Origin of the sequence: Reella acinonychis, from assembly GCF_052384575.1 — a bacterium.
In the GTDB taxonomy this organism is placed as follows: Bacteria; Pseudomonadota; Gammaproteobacteria; order Enterobacterales; family Pasteurellaceae; genus JBQSUQ01.
This window is the reverse complement of record NZ_JBQSUQ010000007.1, coordinates 98,366-116,070: the sequence shown is the minus strand read 5'-3', so window position 1 is coordinate 116,070 and position 17,705 is coordinate 98,366. Positions and strand designations below refer to the sequence as shown.

14 protein-coding genes and 3 tRNA genes are annotated in these 17,705 nt (G+C 37.1%); 14 read left to right on the top strand and 3 right to left on the bottom strand.

Annotated elements, in window-relative coordinates; genetic code table 11:
• The first annotated feature begins 116 nt into the window (after positions 1 to 116).
• On the top strand, positions 117 to 551 hold the full coding sequence (locus ACT2CV_RS04320; RefSeq protein WP_464973565.1) for a hypothetical protein: 435 nt from the start codon (positions 117 to 119) through the stop codon (positions 549 to 551).
• Here ACT2CV_RS04320 and ACT2CV_RS04315 read toward each other — a convergent pair.
• Together ACT2CV_RS04315 and ACT2CV_RS04310 are read right to left on the bottom strand one after the other, a co-directional pair.
• The gene (locus tag ACT2CV_RS04315; RefSeq protein ID WP_464973564.1) at positions 518 to 949 is read right to left on the bottom strand and encodes a hypothetical protein; all 432 of its coding nucleotides are present in this window, start codon (positions 947 to 949) and stop codon (positions 518 to 520) included. The two genes, ACT2CV_RS04320 and ACT2CV_RS04315, sit on opposite strands and share 34 nt — an antisense overlap.
• A gap of 9 nt (positions 950 to 958) precedes the next feature.
• On the bottom strand, positions 959 to 1,996 hold the full coding sequence (locus tag ACT2CV_RS04310) for an IS1595 family transposase (protein ID WP_464973563.1): 1,038 nt from the start codon (positions 1,994 to 1,996) through the stop codon (positions 959 to 961).
• A gap of 118 nt (positions 1,997 to 2,114) precedes the next feature.
• Here ACT2CV_RS04310 and ACT2CV_RS04305 point away from each other — a divergent pair, with 118 nt between their 5' ends.
• From ACT2CV_RS04305 to mreD, 7 genes are all read left to right on the top strand, one after another.
• A complete protein-coding gene (locus ACT2CV_RS04305) occupies positions 2,115 to 2,450 on the top strand; it encodes a helix-turn-helix domain-containing protein (protein WP_464973562.1) in 336 nt (111 codons plus the stop codon).
• The gene (locus ACT2CV_RS04300; RefSeq protein ID WP_464973561.1) at positions 2,451 to 3,674 is read left to right on the top strand and encodes a hypothetical protein; all 1,224 of its coding nucleotides are present in this window, start codon (positions 2,451 to 2,453) and stop codon (positions 3,672 to 3,674) included. It begins immediately after the preceding gene.
• Between the two features lie 278 nt (positions 3,675 to 3,952).
• Positions 3,953 to 5,083, top strand: a complete 1,131-nt coding sequence (locus ACT2CV_RS04295; protein ID WP_464973560.1) for a glycosyltransferase family 9 protein — start codon at positions 3,953 to 3,955, stop codon at positions 5,081 to 5,083.
• Between the two features lie 248 nt (positions 5,084 to 5,331).
• Complete coding sequence (locus ACT2CV_RS04290) at positions 5,332 to 9,030, top strand: YadA family autotransporter adhesin (RefSeq protein WP_464973559.1); 3,699 nt, start codon at positions 5,332 to 5,334, stop codon at positions 9,028 to 9,030.
• A 409-nt stretch (positions 9,031 to 9,439) separates the two neighbouring features.
• On the top strand, positions 9,440 to 10,558 hold the full coding sequence (locus tag ACT2CV_RS04285) for a transposase (RefSeq protein WP_464973558.1): 1,119 nt from the start codon (positions 9,440 to 9,442) through the stop codon (positions 10,556 to 10,558).
• A gap of 304 nt (positions 10,559 to 10,862) precedes the next feature.
• A complete protein-coding gene (gene mreC / locus ACT2CV_RS04280; RefSeq protein ID WP_464973557.1) occupies positions 10,863 to 11,915 on the top strand; it encodes a rod shape-determining protein MreC in 1,053 nt (350 codons plus the stop codon).
• The gene (mreD, locus tag ACT2CV_RS04275) at positions 11,915 to 12,406 is read left to right on the top strand and encodes a rod shape-determining protein MreD (RefSeq protein ID WP_464973556.1); all 492 of its coding nucleotides are present in this window, start codon (positions 11,915 to 11,917) and stop codon (positions 12,404 to 12,406) included. The genes mreC and mreD overlap by 1 nt, the downstream gene beginning before the upstream one ends.
• Positions 12,407 to 12,443: 37 nt before the next feature.
• Here the strand turns inward: mreD and ACT2CV_RS04270 are convergent, their stop codons facing one another.
• Positions 12,444 to 13,778, bottom strand: coding sequence for an NAD(P)/FAD-dependent oxidoreductase (locus tag ACT2CV_RS04270; protein WP_464973555.1), 1,335 nt, complete (start codon positions 13,776 to 13,778; stop codon positions 12,444 to 12,446).
• Between the two features lie 176 nt (positions 13,779 to 13,954).
• Between ACT2CV_RS04270 and rep the strand changes: the two genes are divergently transcribed.
• From rep to ACT2CV_RS04240, 6 genes are all read left to right on the top strand, one after another.
• Positions 13,955 to 15,973 (top strand): DNA helicase Rep, encoded by a 2,019-nt coding sequence (gene rep, locus ACT2CV_RS04265; protein WP_464973554.1) that lies wholly within the window; start codon positions 13,955 to 13,957, stop codon positions 15,971 to 15,973.
• Positions 15,974 to 16,065: 92 nt separating this feature from the next.
• Positions 16,066 to 16,159: transfer RNA gene (locus tag ACT2CV_RS04260), tRNA-Ser, on the top strand.
• 31 nt (positions 16,160 to 16,190) lie between these two features.
• A tRNA-Arg gene (locus ACT2CV_RS04255) sits at positions 16,191 to 16,267 on the top strand.
• A gap of 51 nt (positions 16,268 to 16,318) precedes the next feature.
• Positions 16,319 to 16,395, top strand: a tRNA-Arg gene (locus ACT2CV_RS04250).
• 119 nt (positions 16,396 to 16,514) lie between these two features.
• Positions 16,515 to 17,123: a beta-phosphoglucomutase family hydrolase gene (locus ACT2CV_RS04245; protein ID WP_464973553.1), complete on the top strand. Its 609-nt coding sequence runs from the start codon at positions 16,515 to 16,517 to the stop codon at positions 17,121 to 17,123.
• Complete coding sequence (locus ACT2CV_RS04240; RefSeq protein ID WP_464973552.1) at positions 17,116 to 17,595, top strand: YqaA family protein; 480 nt, start codon at positions 17,116 to 17,118, stop codon at positions 17,593 to 17,595. The genes ACT2CV_RS04245 and ACT2CV_RS04240 overlap by 8 nt, the downstream gene beginning before the upstream one ends.
• Positions 17,596 to 17,705: the final 110 nt, after the last annotated feature.

Here is a 17,705-nt window from a genome sequence, read left to right as displayed (position 1 = left end):
AATCATAAAGTGCGGTCAAAAAATCCGGTATTATGTAGCAGTTGCACAAAGATTTAACTCACTAAAAATCATACAATCCTTATCAATATTCATCATTTGATAAGGATTTTTTTATTATGATAGATTCTGATGTCATTACAAGGTTAAGACAAGAAATTAAACGCTCTCAGAAAGCACATAAATCTGTCACTCAACAGATTAAATCATTGCAACAACAAGAAGAAAGATTAACTCGTATCATTGTAGCATTGAAAACGGTCGTAAAAAACTTTCAAGACTTCAATGAGCGTTTTGCACCCCCTCACCGCTCATATCAAAAAATCTTTTCACAACATGTCTGTGGTTTAATTGCTCAGGTGTTCAAGCAAGATAATGATTGGAAGGATGTTGAGAAGATTACTGAAATGGCAATAGCCTTAGACAAGCAAGAAGGGATAGCTTACAACAAGGCAAAACATGCGGTTTACACCGCACTTTGTCGATTGCATAAGAAAGGAATTGTTGAGCGGTCAGGCTCTCATTGGCGGTTAAAAGCAACGATTTGCCAATGAACTTCTCTACGGCTCACTTGCGTACGAGTGATTAAACCGTTTTGATGGAATACATTGAGTTGCTTGCGAACAGAATCAAGATGTTTTTCGGAAGGTGTATCGGTATTCCCTTCAATCTTAAAAATTCGTAGTGTGAGTTCGGCAATAGTAAAACCTTTGGTGGGTTCATTTCGCATAATCTGTAAGATATATTTGCGAATTTTCCCTTTAAATAGCTTGTATCTACGGCGATAGACAAAGTTTTCCGTATTGTATAATGTCACATCACTTTCACTTTGCATTAATGCTATTGCACGCTTTATTACGTCAATGTTAGCATCGAGTAAAGCGAGGTGATGTAGCACTTGCTTGCGTTCAAATTCAAGGTCTTTAAGTTTGCGGTCGAGTGTATAAGCCATATTGCTTCCTTACTGCAATATGACTTCTTGAGGAACAATTTTACGTTGCCAATAACCGCACCATTCATTGTTTTCATTGGTTGTATTCAGGCATTTACTGAGAATGTCATTAAATTGCCATCCATTCGGTTTTCTACGATTATCTTCACGATAGGCAACTTCATTGGCATAATTGAGTAAGTAGAGATTACTCATTTTATGCACTTGTCCGTAGTACATTCTTTTGAAACGTGAGAAGTAACTTTCTGCTTGGTTATTGGTTACCCCTAAATCACTGCGGTATTCTTCTTTGTGGTTGACGGTACAGAGATTGTAAAATGGCATGAGGACATCATAGGCATTACTTTCATCGGTATTGATTCTTGTCCCACGAGCCACGATGTTATCGGCTATCTGTTTAATGGTCGATTGGGTTTCGGCATAAGATACCGTCACGTAGGTCGATTTTGCCCCACGAGCATCACGATTAGCTTGTTTTTCCGCTTCGGTGTAATGCTCACGAGCCACAATAATGCAACGTTTATCAGGGTTTTGATTTTCTTTTAAACGATAGTCTATGCGGTCAGCTTTCTTATTCGCCTTGCGGGGTGCAGGGTGAACGTAAGTGCCGTCCATATCTACTTCCCCTGACATCATCGTAGATTGTCGATGAACCAATAAGGCTTTACGCAACTTTTGAGCCAACACGAAAGCGGCTTTATATTGCACATCTAATTCTCTGGATAATTGTAAAGCAGGCATACCTTTCACTGCATTGACGAACAAGGCAATCGCAAAGAGATACGTTTTTAACGGTAACTTATGATTGGCAAAAATTGTCCCTGATGTAATAGAAAAGGTATGTTTACAATGTTTGCATCGCCACTGCTTGCGAGTAGAGATAAAGTAGGCTTTATGTTGCACGCCACATTTCGGGCAAACCACATCTTCTTTACTTCCCCATCTGCGATAGCAAAGGTGATCGAATACTTGTTCGTCCGTCAAGGCTGCGACCTCTGTGATAGAGATGGTTCTTGATGCAGATGATATGAGAAAGTGTTGTGTCATTTTGCTATTTATTTTAATTAGGGGTAAACTACCAAATGTTAATAAGTACGCAACATTGTGTGTTATCTATTGTTTTATAATGCCACAAATAGCGTAAAAGTCAAGTCGGTATGTCATTATGTGTATAGCTAAGAGATTAAAAGATATAATTGAATCACAATCCTTGAGTATCAAGGCTTTTGCAGATAAAACAGAAATTCCATATCGTTCAGTGCAAAGCTATCTGTTGGGGGAACGTAGTCCAAGTGCTGAAATTTTAATCAAGGTAACAGAGTGTTTTGGGATAAATGCTAACTGGTTATTATTGGGCGAAGGTGAAATGTTTGCAAAAAATACCGCACTTTCTAAGCAAGAAATGCAGCTATTACACAGTTACAGCCAATGTAGTGATGACGTAAAACGTAAAATTATGGTGGCAATCAATGCAATTGCATTAGATTCAGTAGAGAAATAAATGAAAAAACTCATTCTAACTGCATTAGATGATAATGATGAAATTTGGTATCGTTGTTTTATCCCATTCATTCTAAGTTTAAGAAAAACAGATTACTTAGGCGATATTGGGGTTATTAGTTACCAATTATCATTAGAAAAACAACAAATATTGAAAGCGAATAATATTATTGTCTTTGAAGCGAAACATCAGTTTTCTGAAATGTTAGTTGATCGGCATTTTTCAGCGGCTGAAATTGCTCAAGATTATGATCAACTGGCTTTCTATGATGCAGATATTTGGTTTCCTTACCCCAAATTAACGGTTTTTGATCAAATTCGGGATAATCATTCTCTCTATTGTTGTTATGATGTAATCATTCCTCCATTCTTAGAAGAACCTTTACCTGACAAAATTTCAGAATCAACACGATTAAAATTTAATCGCCTGTTATCTTCTCAAAATGCTTTCTGGCAAGCAGGATTAATTATTGGCTCAAATCAGGCTTGGAACAATTATTTCCATTATATAAAGCAAGATCTACTCTGCTTATCTGAATTTAAAATGGTTTATGGCATAGATGCAACAATTTTGAATTTATATGCTTGCGATAAAAATAATGTAAAACATATATCGGAAAAATATAATTGTTTACCTTATTGGGGAATTAGCTTTGTAGGGCTGAATTATTTTAAGTTGAATGACAATACCGTTGAATCAGTGCATATTACTCGTTATCATAGAGATAGCAAAGAATATAATTATATTCACTTGAATAAATCAATCTATCTGAGTAGAGGGAAAGATTTTTCAATTGATGCACCAAAAATGTTGCATTATTTTCAATGCGGTCATCTATTTTCATCACTTCCTCAAAATACTAATTTTCCTGTCTTATCCATAGAAGAAATCTATTGTACATCTCTTTTTGCAAACACAGATACAGATGGAAAATTTTATAAGAAAGATAGCGTTATCTTGGATTGTAGTGCTAATGCTAAAATTGCACTGAGAAACCCATTAAACCAAGAGATTGAAATTTTATTTTACTTTCAGGAAAAACCTAATTCTGTTCTTCCTTGCCATATCGAATTTAAACAAAATGATAAACAACTTAATCTTGAGAGAAATACATTATATACAATAAGCCTTTTACCTTATGATCATCTTGAACTGATAACAAATGATATATGGCAGAATCGTTGTGGTATTCGTTATATTTTTAACAATGTAAGGTTTATTTAGATGAATAATTTTTCACTTTTAAATATTCTTAGAAAATTAGTTAAAATTGATACTTTACTATCAATTCATCATAGAAATCCAATGCTATTTCATCAGAGAGCAATATTGCTTGCTGACATAGGTTGCAATTCTCTTGCCATGAGAGATATATCACTTGCTACATTGTTAGAAAAACAAAATAATATTGAATCAATCAATCAATCAATCAATCAATCAATCAATCAATCAATCAAATTAAGTATAAAGACCTATCTAATTCTTTTTCAATATTATTTGAATTGGAAAAAGAGACTATTTATTACGATCTGGTCTATCAAATCGTTATTAACGACAAGTATTTTCATAAAGAAACCTTAGACCCAATGCACTATATCGCTCGTGCAGGTAATTTGAAAAAATTAGGTTTATTTCAACTTACCTTGAGAGATTATAAACAAGGGATGGAGTGTCTAGGGAGTTTTCCACAAGAGCTTGCCATTGCTTGTATGGATGCAGGTATGTTACTCAATCTATTAGGTGATTATGAGTTTGGTTGGCAACTTTATGAAAAACGTTGGGAGAGTAATTATAAGAGTTTCCAAAATCCGATTATATTTCCACGCCCTCGTTGGAATGGGGAAGATATTTCACAAGGCAGATTACTTATTCATTCAGAACAAGGAATAGGTGATAATATTCAATTTATCCGTTATGCTATTTATTTAAAACAGCAAGGTTTGGATGTTTTAGTTTGGAATAATGAGCATATTGACGATTTTTTGTCGTTTAATCTTGCAAAATATGGTATTGCTACTGCCAAAGGCGGAGATGAAGTACAATTTTCTCACTGGATTCCAATGATGAGTTTACCTGCAATATTGGAAACTCGCCTTGATAATATCCCTTATACAACAAGTTATCTCTTCTCAGAAAATAGCTATTTGCAAAAATGGAGAAAAAAACTACCGCTTAATAAATTCAAAATTGGGGTTGCTTGGCGTGGAGGGGCAGCCACAGATGTTGACAAAATTCGTAGTATTCCATTAGAAATATTCTCTCATTTATTTTCTCTTAATGCTGATTTTCACGTTTTACAGAAAGATATTAATGATAATGAACAGTCGATATTGGCTATATTTAATAATGTCTATGATTGGCATAACGACATTGATAACTTCTTCGATACATCTGCAATCATTGATCAAATGGATTTAGTGATTTGTGTAGATACTTCAGTTGCACACCTTGCTGCTGCAATGGGGAAACCAACTTGGATTCTCATTAATTATAGCCCTGATTTTCGGTGGTTACTCAATCGAGAAGATTCGGTTTGGTATGATAGTGTAAGATTATTTAGACAGGATTTAGATTATGACTGGAAGTCAGTGATAGATAGTGTTTTGAGTACGTATGCAATAAAATATTTTTAAATAATCAATAATGCTCTTGCCAACCGAGTTTAGTTCTTTTAGAATAGTATCACTCTCCAGAAACAAATAAACCACTCAGGTGAGTGGCTTATTTTCGTTTATTATGTCTGGTTTCTTTACCAGATATGTTTATTATGTCTAAATTTTCAAAGTAAAGCAATAGCTTTATCATTTTTATTCTGTTTTTTTGCCAGATATTCCACTCCACAAAATATTGTGGGTAATTATTTTCTATATAGGAATATTTTATGTATAAAAAACATAATAATACAGCAAAAACCGCAATTACTTTATTAACAGCATTAGCCACAGGGCAAATTTTTGCTACACCAATTTCTATTCAAGGTACTGCAACATCTGAAAACGCAGTGTCTATTGGAACAGATAGTTTTGCAACGGCATTAGATGGTGTTGCAACTGGTAAAGGTTCTGTTGCAACAGGAAATGGCTTTAACCGAGAGGATTTTGCCAATAAAGTCAATGCACAAAATGCGTTGTTGAGTGAAAAAGCCACTAAACAAGAGGAGCTTGACACTATCAATACCAATTTAGAAGCTAATGATAAAACCCAAGATAATCTGAATAAACAAATTGCTGACTTAACTAATCTTATTGATAGTAAAGAGCAAAAATCTGATCAACTTGATAATCTAAATGATGAGTTGGCTAATAAAGGTAATGAATTAACTGGGTTAACGCAAGATTTGGATAATGCTAAAAACAGTTTACCTAATGAGTATCTGATTGGTGAAAATAAAAATGTAGCTGTTGATTTTACACCTGTTCTTAATAGTTTAGATTACAACAAACTCAATAATGCTGATGGTCGTTCTGAGCTTACTCAGGACTTAAAGAATAAACTAGAGGGGGATTTTCCTGATATTCAAGGTATGTTCACCGATAAACAGTATCTTGACGTCTTGAATGAATTTATCAATAAACGTTCTTCTTATGATGCTTATCGTAATATTTATGATGCAGAAATGGGAAATGAAAAGTATAGAAATATTTCAGTTGGCAGTGATAATACAAGCGTGCCACTTAATACAGGGTTAGCACTCGAAAATATTTATTTAAGACTTGGTAAATCTATCCAAGATATTTCACGTGATGATATTTACACTCATTTAGAGAATGATGAATATAATCACACGAATTCTACTTACCAAGATAATAATAATTTGAGTAATAAAAATTTAACTCAAAATGATTGGGACAAGGCTCGGAACTTTAAACATTCTGATTTACAACGCAATCTTTATGATCAACTTATTCTTAGTCATTTGATAGCGGATACATCTACAAATACTCATGCCATTGCTACACAATATACAAATGTTCAGTATTTCAATCGTGAACGTAATGCATCAAACGGTCATGATAAAGATTATGTGTTTAAGCTAGCTCCCTTAAAAGGTAATTACGATCAAAGCAATCCATTTCAGATTATAAAAAAAGCTGTTAAAAGTGAAATTGCTCCTAGTAAAAAACAAACAGGTTTAATGGTATATGTTAGTGGAGTTGATGCTGTTGTAGAGCGTATTATCAAAGATAAAGCCTTATCAGATGAAGATTTAGAGTATATAAAGCACCGTTACGATCAGTTCAATCTTTACTCAGATACTATTGACTATGATTCAGATAAATGGGTTGTAGATAAAGATCATTATCGTGAGAATTTACAAAAAGTCTTAGATTTTAATGCAAAATTGGAAGAATACCGCCAAGTCAGTGAGCAAATTCGTAACGATGCTGTCACTAATAATGTAAGAGATGAATTGCTTGCTCGTCAGATTAACCTCAAAAAAGAAATTGAAGCCTTAAATGTTGATTCGTCTTATTTTGAAAGAATGTCTGTGAGATTTAATGAAACTGGTAAAAATGAAGTGAATCAAGGGATTGATTATGTCATTAAGCAAGAAAATTTCATTGATAAAAATTTACGTTATTATGATGGCAAAAATGTCATTATCACAAAGGTTCAAGAGAAAATAAAAGAAATCCAATCTGACATTTCTCAAGCACAGCAAGCTGTCGATAGAAAACAACGTGAAATTGACGAGCTTAATAAGCAAATTACAGATTTAGCTTTAACTCCAGACGAACAAGGTGCAGCAGACTTAAAAGCTGAAAAAGAACGTGAATTAGCGGATAAACAGGCTGAAAAAGCACAATTGGAAGATGATAAAGCAAGAAAGCAAAACGAACTTGATGAAATCAATCGCCAATTAGCGGATTCTAGTCTAAGAGATCTTGGTCTGCGTTCACAAGCTCATGGTTCAAATGCCTTTGCTTCAGGTAATGATTCCATTGCGATGGGGACTAATTCAACAGTAACAGCAAATGATGGTATTGTTATCGGACGTGATTCAATGGTAACTGGACTTGGTTCTGTAGCTATCGGAACGAACAATCAAGTACAATCAGCAAACGCAGTTGTACTCGGCAATAATATTACCGTTGGCTCAGGATTTGATAATGCTGTTGTATTAGGTAATAGTTCAACTGTCGAAGCTCCAAATCCAACCGAAAACATAGTGATTCGTGGTGTAACGCATAATTTTGCGGGTATTCAACCAACTTCTACGGTCAGTGTAGGTGCGGAAGGTGCTGAACGTCAAATTGTGAATGTGGCTGCAGGACGTGTTAGTTCAACTTCAACGGATGCAATCAATGGTTCACAATTATATGCTGTTGTTGATGCAGTAAATAGACTAGAGTTAGGTGCGGTAAATCCTGATGATGTATCTGATGCTATTAATAATGCGATTGCGAATAACATCAAAGCAGGGGATAACGTAACTATTGATGAAACAACTGATCCTGATAGTGGTGCAAAAACTTTCACTATTAATGCGATTGTACCAAAATCTCCATTAACAACAGTGAGTACGGGTGCAGGATTGGCATTAACTACTACCACAACCACTAATGATGAAGGTGTATCTGTTACCGATTATCATATTGTAGCAACAGGTAATGACAATCAAGAAGTTGTAGAGGAATCAGTCAGTGCAGGAAGTGAAAACTTAACCGTTAAACAAGAAGGCGTAAATGAATCGGGCGGTAAAAACTTTGTCGTGGATTTAAACAAAAATCTTGATTTAACCGATAAGGGGTCAGTGAAACTGGGTGATGTGTTGTTATCAAGCGATCAACTTAATATGGGTGGTCATACTATTACCAATGTTGGTGTACCAGTTAATGACAACGATGTAGTAAACAAAGCCTATGTGGATAATGGTAAACCAACGGTGACATCTAAAGATGCAACAGTCAGTATTACTGAAACCGTAGTTAATGCAACAACAGGAGCGATCAATTACGATTTATCTGTAACAGGTGGTTTACACGTTGAAACTGACGATGGTACATCTACTCAGCATAAATTGGGTGATACGATTTTTGTAACGGGTGATGGTAAAAATATTTCCACTGCAACAGTAGGTGGCAAAGTCCAAGTGAAACTCGCTGATGATGTGAAAGTGAACTCAATTACCGCAGGTAATGTTTCGCTTTCAACTAAAGGTGTAAATGCGGGTGGTAAAAAAGTCACTAACGTTGCCCCTGCGACTATCAGTCCAACATCAACCGAAGCAGTAAATGGTTCGCAATTATTCGCAACTAACCTACATGTTCACCAAAATACGCAAAATATTGCAAAATTAGGTGATCGAGTAAATCATTTAGATCACAAAATTAATCGTGTGAATAAAGATTTACGAGCAGGTGTAGCAGGTTCTGCTGCCATTGCAGGTTTGCCACAAGTTCGTGGTAATGGTAAATCAATGGTATCTGCTTCAGCAGGTAACTACAAAGGACAAAGTGCGATTGCCGTAGGTTACTCAAGAGCTAGTGATAATGGCAAACTATTACTTAAATTAAGTGGTAGTGCCAATACACAGGGGGATATTGTTAGTTCTGTGGGAATTGGCTATGAATGGTAAATAAAATTCATTCCTTCATGTAATTTAAACGTAAAAAGCAACGGTTCTTGAACCGTTGCTTTTGTATTTACGTTGTTCTAAAATAATTCACTATAAATTGGAATTGAAATAATAGATTTCAATTTATCACTTGCTTACGAATAATTTTCGCCTTTCGCCTTGTTTACAAGGCAAGATGGCTCGCTAGATAAGTGACTATTTCATTGCTTATCTATCATCGACAACGACCGCAATAGGCGGTCGAATGTTGGTTTGAGCTTATCTTGGCATTTGTCACTGAGTATTCAGTGCGGTACGGTATTCGAAGCACTAAACGCTTTGAGCCGACTTGAGTTTTCAGGTGGGCGATTTTTCATATCTGGCGTTTAAGAAAAGGGCTTTGAGTACCTTGTACACACAAGGAATACTTATGGCACAACATCATTTACTTTCAAGCAAATCAAAAACCTTATCTATTATAGACATTGCCCGTTTATCCGAAGAAGAAGCCTTTCATCGTTTAAAAGTCAATCGTTGGGGAAATCCTCATAATATCAAGGATGTCTGCTGTCCGCATTGTGGCATCCGCCATCACGCCTATTTCGTGAAATCTCGTAAACGTTGGCAATGCAAGCATTGTAAACGCTATTTTTATATCACCACGAATACCGCTTTAGTTTTCCACAAACTTTCTTTCGTTCAGATATTGGTAGCGATTCAGCTTTTTGTCAGTCAAGCGAAAGGCATGTCCGCTATTTCCATGAGCCAAATTCTCTGTATTAACCACAAAACCGCCCATGCCCTTTGCCAAAAACTGCGTGAAGTCTTATTTAAAACTCGTGATTTAAGTCCATTGCAAGGTGAAATTCATGAAGATGGAGCATGGATTAACTTCACGCTAAGAAAGCCAAACTTTCGCAAGAATCATTACAAACAGAAACAAAAAGCCGATAAACAAGGACGAAGATTCCCGAAATTTAGACCAACTAAACGTTGTATCATCAATTTTAGTCAACGTGCATCGAATGATAGTCACTTAAATGGTTCAGACAGAACCATTGTGGCAATGGATTACAGTGAAAGTGCCGAAACCATTTTGAAAATGAATCAACAATTTGTCAAACAAGGTAGCGATATTTTCTGCGATGGTTTAGACTTCCACTACACCAGATGGTCAGTCAATCATCAAGAGTGTTTTAGTAAGTGTAGCGTGAACAATAATCTTGCCGAATCCTTCAACGCTCGTTTTCGTGATTTACATCGTGGCGTACATCATAAATGCGACAATAGATATGCTTTACTGTATGCCAATCAAGCAGTCTATATGTCAGATAACCGTCACAAATCAAACGGTGAACTGTTTGAAGATGTCCTCAGACGTTGCTTATGGGTGTTACCACTGAAAGAATGTGTAGGTTACTGGCAAGGTAATCATCGTACTGAAGAACTTATCGGCATGGCTGCGTTCAGTCCTAAAGAAATTTCCCAATCGTATTTTCGCAATCTCAATGAGCGAATGAAGTATGAACAAGAGCAGTTAGTCGCTTAACGTCAGTTACCCACTTCAATTGACATTTCAATGAGGGAAAATAGCTTACCTGAATCAAGGTTGAGCAAATTGCCTACGTCTGTATGTAGGGAAAATGGGATGGATTGTGTGTAAATAAGGGAATGTTTAGGGAAAATTCCCCAAAATAGACCAAAAAAAATGCCCTTAACCTTGTTCATCAGGCTAAAGGCATGCTATTTTATTGCAGTTAAAATGCAGTTTTACGGCTTTGTGCAACTGCTACATAATACCGAAAAAATCCTTTGTTTTTAACCGCACTTTTTGTTTTTAGTTTGGACTGCCTATGAAACCTATTTTTGGAAAATCCCCGCCTCTCGGACTACGTTTATTTTTAGTCGTAGCGGCGTCGATTGCTCTAATTCTTTCCGACGGAAAAACCAATACGGTGATCAAAGCCCGATCAGTTATGGAAACAGCAATCGGTGGACTTTATTATTTGGCAAATACCCCCCACACTGTACTTGATAGCGTTTCAGACAACCTGATTGATACCAATAAACTGCAAATTGAAAATCAGGTACTCAAAAAACAACTGATTGAAAAAAATGCAGATTTGTTGTTATTAGATCAGCTCAAGGTAGAAAATCAACGCCTGCGTTTATTATTGAACTCACCATTGCGTAAAGATGAATACAAAAAAATTGCGGAAATTTTAACCGCAGAAAGTGATATTTATCGTCAACAAGCGGTGATCAATCAAGGACAAGGCTCAGGCGCTTATGTAGGGCAACCTGTGATTGATGAGCGCGGTGTGGTTGGACAAATCATTTCAGTAGGCGAACACAGTTCCAGAATACTGTTACTCACTGATGTTGCTCATGCCATTCCTGTGCAAGTATTGCGTAATGATGTGCGAACCATTGTGAGTGGTACTGGAAGAACCGATGAATTAACCCTTGATCATGTACCTCGCTCAGTGGATATTGTCAAAGGGGATTTATTAGTGACTTCGGGGTTAGGTGGACGCTTCCCTGAAGGCTACCCTGTTGCCATTGTTGAAAACGTATCGCGTGATGGATCTAATTATTTCGCTACTATTACAGCAAAACCCTTAGCTTCCTTAGAACGTTTACGCTACGTATTGCTTGTTTGGCCAAATGGCGAAGAAATGCGTAAGCTACAAGCACATTCACCAGAAGAAGTACGCAAAGCGGTACAGCAACGTTTAGCGAATAAAAATAATGTTCCAGAGCAACTGAAAAAAGAGCCTGTAACAGATGAACAAGAGCCGACACAACAAAGTGAAGAGCATTTAACGGAAAGTTTACCTGTTGAGATGAATTCAAATGATACTCAGCTTGATCCTGAACTTAAAGAACATCGGGAGGAAGACTAATGCAAACGCGTTTTCTCGTTCAATTCATTAGCTTGTGCTTGATCTTTATTATTGCATTAGTCATGGAAATTATGCCTTGGCCAGCGGGCTTTCAAAGCTTTAAACCCTCTTGGTTGGTCTTAGTACTGACTTACTGGGCATTATCTATCCCTGAAAAAGTCAGTATTGGCTCTGCTTTTGTTTTAGGTGTTTTATGGGATTTAGTGCTTGGATCAGTAATGGGGGTGCATGCTTTGGTACTTTCTTTATTTATGTACCTTGTCGCCAGAAACCACATTTTGCTACGCAACTTATCCATTTGGTTACAAAGCTTATTGGTCGTGGTGCTAGTGTTTGGTATTCGAATTGGCGTGTTTATCGTGGAACTACTCATTCATAACGCCACATTCCACTGGCAAGAAATTTTCGGCGCCCTGATTAGCGGTTTGTTATGGCCCTGGTTATTTTTGTTATTGAGAAAGATTCGACTCAAATTACAGTTAAGTGAATAAAAAAAGTGCGGTGGAAAACACCGCACTTTTTTCATCTTTAATAAAGTTTTAATGATGGGCGAATAAAGCGATTTAATCGGCCAATCAAAATGATTAATCCCGTTTTAAAACAACCATGTAAACGTTGTTGGTGTAAACGATATAGAGAAATATAAGCTAATCTCGCTAAGCGACCTTCAACGGTTAATGAGCTTTTCTTACCTGTAGTAATGTTACCTAATGCAGTAAATTTAGATAAAGACACTAACGAACCTTTATCGCGGAATTCAAAGGCTTTAAGATCGTTCTTGCCTGCAAGTAAGGCTAAAATATTTTGTCCACAGACTGTTGCCATTTGTGTCGCTGCCTGACCGCGAGGAGGCACCGGTGTACCATCTTTCTGCATTAAGAAAGCGCAATCGCCGATAGCAAAAATGCTATCATCAACTGTGGTTTGTAAAGTATCTTTCACCACAATTTGATTAATGCGGTTCAATTCTAAGCCGTCAAATTGTTGAGTAATTGGCGAAATACAAACACCAGCCGCCCATACCATTAAGTCCGCTTTAATCTCTTCACCGTCTTTTGTGAGCAATGAATTTGGGGTTGCTTCCGTAATCATGGTGCCAGTGCGCACATCCACACCTAGCTCTTCTAATTCCACGCGTACAGAATGTGAAATACGTTCAGTTAAGGCGGGTAATAAACGATCGCCTGCTTCAATTAGAGTGACTTTCAAGCAATCGCTACGAATTTTGCCATAACCATAAGAGGATAAGTGTTTCGCCGCATTAAAGAGTTCAGCTGACAATTCCACGCCAGTAGCACCACCACCAACAATGGCAATATTCACTTTATCTTCTTGAACTAAACTTTGTTTACTTTCATCTTCACCGATTTCTGATAACGCATTGTTTTCAGAGAATTTTAAGAATAATTCCAACATTTTGTGTTGGAAACGTAATGCTTGATTTGGCGCATCTAAGAAAATACAGTTTTCAGCAACACCTTTGGTATTAAAGTCATTTGATTTACTACCAATAGACACCACTAAATAATCGTAAGGGATACGACGAGCAACCACAATCATGTCGCCATCAGCGCCATAAACGGGTTCTAATTCAACGTATTTATTAACACGATCAATACGCGCAATGGATCCCTGCTCAAAGTTAAAACCATGATTAAAGGCGTGTGCGCGGAAACTTACTGCATCAGTTTCAGCATCTAATACCCCTGTTGCAACTTCATGTAATAAAGGTTTCCAAAGATGCGTTTGGTTACGATCTACTAACACCACATTGGCTTTCTTTTTACGTCCTAATTTGTTGCCTAAAAAGGTAGCAAGCTCAAGCCCGCCAGCGCCACCACCAACAATTACAATATTTTTCATAGGTTAGCCTCAAAAAATTTCACAAAATTTCAACAATTCTAATATGTAAGACATCGAAAGTCTATTGATTACGCCAAAAGCATTAAAAATAGGTATAATAATTTCCTTTTTATGCATTTTACAAAAAACCTTGTGAAGAAAACACGCATAATTTTAACCGCACTTAATCACAGAATATGAAACTGAATCCGCAACAACAACAAGCCGTTGAATTTACTACGGGTCCTTGCTTAGTTCTGGCTGGCGCTGGCTCAGGCAAAACACGTGTGATTATCAATAAAATTGCCTATTTAATTAATCAGTGCAACTATTCGCCAAAACAGATTGCCGCAGTTACATTTACCAACAAAGCCGCAAGAGAAATGAAAGAACGTGTTGCCCATTCTATTGGCAAAGAACAAAGCAAAGGACTCATTGTGTCCACCTTTCATACGCTTGGCTTTGATATCATCAAACGTGAATATCAGCATTTAGGTTTTAAATCGAATATGACCTTGTTTGATGAATATGATCAAATGGCGTTACTTAAAGAACTTACGGAAGATTTACTCAATGATGACAAAGAATTGCTACGTCAGTTAATTGTAGTGATCTCTCACTGGAAAAACGATCTCATTTTACCTAAACAAGCCAGCCAATTAGCGGCGGATCCGAAATATCAATTATTCGCTCAATGTTACGAACGCTATAATACTCAGCTGCGCGCATACAATGCCTTAGATTTTGATGATCTCATCATGCTCCCCACTTTATTGTTTAAACAAAACGCTGAAGTGCGGTCAAAATGGCAACAGAAAATTCGCTATTTATTAGTTGATGAATATCAGGACACGAACACAAGTCAATATGAATTAATCAAATTATTAGTAGGCGAGCGCGCTTGTTTTACGGTTGTAGGCGATGACGATCAATCCATTTATTCATGGCGCGGTGCGAAACCTCAAAATATGGTGCGCTTACGTGACGATTTCCCTAACTTAAATGTTATTAAACTGGAACAAAATTATCGTTCGACGCAACGCATTTTACATTGTGCCAATATTTTGATTGATAATAATGATCATGTATTTGCCAAACGTTTATTTTCCAATTTAGGCGAAGGGGAAAAATTACAGATCTTAGAAGCTAAAAATGAAGAGCATGAAGCAGAGCGCGTGGTGGCAGAATTAATTGCTCACCGTTTTATTCATAAAACCCAATATAAAGATTATGCCATTTTATATCGTGGCAACCATCAATCGCGCTTGCTCGAAAAAATGCTGATGCAAAATCGTATTCCTTACAAAATTTCTGGCGGCACTTCATTCTTTAGTCGCGCTGAAATCAAGGATATGATGGCGTATTTACGTGTTTTAGTAAATCAAGACGATGATGCCGCTTTATTACGCATTATCAATACGCCGAAGCGAGAAATTGGGCCTGCAACCTTGGAAAAATTAGGTTTATTGGCAAATGAAAAACAGATGAGTCTATTTGATTCGATTTTTGATTTTGAATTAATTCAACGTGTTACACCAAAAGCTTATAATGCCTTACAGCATTTCGCTCGCTGGATTGTGGAACTCAACGAAGAATTACAACATTCGCCAGAAAGTGCGGTCAAAAAAATGCTCGCACAAATTCAATACGAAGAATATCTTTATGAAACCGCGTCTACGCCAAAAGCAGCGGAAATGCAAAGTAAAAACGTAGCAACCTTATTTGAATGGGTGGCAGATATGTTACGTGGCGATGAATTTAATGAAGCAATGTCATTAAGCCAAGTTGTTGCACGTCTAATCTTACGCGATATGTTGGAACGAGGCGAAGATGACGAAGAAAGTAACCAAGTTCAATTAATGACATTACATGCTTCCAAAGGTTTAGAATTTCCTCATGTTTTTTTGATTGGCATGGAAGAAGGTTTATTGCCACATCAAACCAGTATTGATGAAGATAACGTTGAAGAAGAACGCCGCCTCGCTTATGTAGGCATTACCCGAGCGCAACAGAGTTTACATTTTATACTTTGTAAAGAGCGGCGACAATATGGCGAAATCATAAGACCAGAGCCTAGCCGCTTCTTATTAGAGCTACCGCAAGACGATATTCAATGGGAACGTGATAAACCTGTATTAACGGAACAAGAAAAAGCAAAATCCAACGCGGAAAATTTTGCCAGATTACGTGAAATATTGAACGGAACGAGAAAATAATTGTAGAGGAATTAAACAAACAAACGTTTTTTATCAAAAAGCATTTGACTTGTTAGCAGAAAACCGTATCATATCGCCCACAAACCAATTGCGGTGAGATGGCCGAGCAGGCTGAAGGCGCTCCCCTGCTAAGGGAGTATGGGGCTAAACACTCCATCGAGGGTTCGAATCCCTCTTTCACCGCCATTTTTGTAAAACCTAATTAATTGAAAAATCTGCACCCGTAGCTCAGCTGGATAGAGTACTCGGCTACGAACCGAGCGGTCAGAGGTTCGAATCCTCTCGGGTGCGCCATTTCATCTTCTACTCTGGATAAAATGGTTTAGATATCCAATCAATTCTTGAGCACCCGTAGCTCAGCTGGATAGAGTACTCGGCTACGAACCGAGCGGTCAGAGGTTCGAATCCTCTCGGGTGCGCCATTTCCCTTTTATTATCAATAACGAATTCCCTTTATTCTTATCCTTTTTATTATTTTTCGTCAAATTTCGTTCTAAAATCGTTATAATATTTCGTCTGATTAAATGGATGGAATAAAAATATGTTAGCGAAAGAAACCCTGCAAAATTACACCGCACTTATCTTTGATATGGATGGCACACTCATTGATACCATGCCAAGCCATGCAAAAGCTTGGGAAAAAGTAGGCGAGGTATTAGGCTATCCCATTAATGGTGATTTAATGTATCAACTGGGAGGTGCCCCTGTTTCTGTCATCGCCAAAATGGTCATGCAACGCTACGATATTCCGGCAGAATTATTAGAAGAAATCATCCGTTTGAAACGTGCCTTTGGTTTTGAAATGGTAGAACAAAATGCAACGCTACTCCCCGCTTTTGACATTGTCAAAACCTATCATCATCAATTTCCTATGGCATTAGGCACTGGCTCACATGGCAATATGGTCAATTTATTATTAGATAAATTTAATTTGCGTCCTTATTTTGATGTCATCGTCGATGCCGATCAAGTGACGCATCACAAACCTAATCCAGAAACCTTTTTACGTTGCGCCGAATTGTTACAGGTGCCACCCCAACATTGTTTAGTGTTTGAAGATGCAGATTTCGGCATACAGGCAAGCTTAAATGCAGGGATGGATGTGTTTGATGTAAGAATTCAACAAATTATTCAAGCGAAAAATGGTTGATTTTTTAACCGCACTTTTAGGCGAATACAGCCTTTGCTTGATGTTTGCTAGCGCCTTTCTCAGTGCAACCGTCTTGCCAGGCAATTCTGAAATCGTCTTTTTAGCTTTAGCCGCCAAAATTCAACTTGTTGCTGAGCAATATTTTAGTTTGCCTATCATTCAATTATTCGCAGCAGCTACCTTGGGCAATACATTGGGTAGCTTAACAACTTATTGGCTTGGGCGAATTTTCCCTTCGCCACAAATCAATCCGCAAACCAATACAAAAGCGCGGTGGATTTTAGAGAAGTTTTCCGCTTACGGTACCTTTTTATTATTATTGAGTTGGCTACCTGTGATTGGCGACTTAGCTTGTGCCGTCGCTGGCTGGCTACGCTTAAATCCTTGGCCTTCAGCTTTTTATATTCTCATTGGAAAAGGATTCCGCTATTTATTTTTACTGAGTTTAGTGATTGGTTATACCTTTTTATAACAATTTAAGTGTACAATATCCGCCATAAAAAAGCCGCTCACAAGGAGCGGCAAGTATAACCTAAGGAACCAATTTTTTATTATAAACACAACTATATGTTGCTTGTAATA

Excerpts from the sequence above, each read along its gene's own strand:
- ACT2CV_RS04320 (WP_464973565.1), top strand. The coding sequence starts at position 117 with ATGATAGATTCTGATGTCATTACAAGGTTAAGACAAGAAATTAAACGC.
- ACT2CV_RS04315 (WP_464973564.1), bottom strand. The coding sequence starts at position 949 with ATGGCTTATACACTCGACCGCAAACTTAAAGACCTTGAATTTGAACGC.
- ACT2CV_RS04310 (WP_464973563.1), bottom strand. The coding sequence starts at position 1,996 with ATGACACAACACTTTCTCATATCATCTGCATCAAGAACCATCTCTATC.
- ACT2CV_RS04305 (WP_464973562.1), top strand. The coding sequence starts at position 2,115 with ATGTGTATAGCTAAGAGATTAAAAGATATAATTGAATCACAATCCTTG.
- ACT2CV_RS04300 (WP_464973561.1), top strand. The coding sequence starts at position 2,451 with ATGAAAAAACTCATTCTAACTGCATTAGATGATAATGATGAAATTTGG.
- ACT2CV_RS04290 (WP_464973559.1), top strand. The coding sequence starts at position 5,332 with ATGTATAAAAAACATAATAATACAGCAAAAACCGCAATTACTTTATTA.
- ACT2CV_RS04285 (WP_464973558.1), top strand. The coding sequence starts at position 9,440 with ATGGCACAACATCATTTACTTTCAAGCAAATCAAAAACCTTATCTATT.
- mreC (WP_464973557.1), top strand. The coding sequence starts at position 10,863 with ATGAAACCTATTTTTGGAAAATCCCCGCCTCTCGGACTACGTTTATTT.
- mreD (WP_464973556.1), top strand. The coding sequence starts at position 11,915 with ATGCAAACGCGTTTTCTCGTTCAATTCATTAGCTTGTGCTTGATCTTT.
- ACT2CV_RS04270 (WP_464973555.1), bottom strand. The coding sequence starts at position 13,778 with ATGAAAAATATTGTAATTGTTGGTGGTGGCGCTGGCGGGCTTGAGCTT.
- rep (WP_464973554.1), top strand. The coding sequence starts at position 13,955 with ATGAAACTGAATCCGCAACAACAACAAGCCGTTGAATTTACTACGGGT.
- ACT2CV_RS04245 (WP_464973553.1), top strand. The coding sequence starts at position 16,515 with ATGTTAGCGAAAGAAACCCTGCAAAATTACACCGCACTTATCTTTGAT.
- ACT2CV_RS04240 (WP_464973552.1), top strand. The coding sequence starts at position 17,116 with ATGGTTGATTTTTTAACCGCACTTTTAGGCGAATACAGCCTTTGCTTG.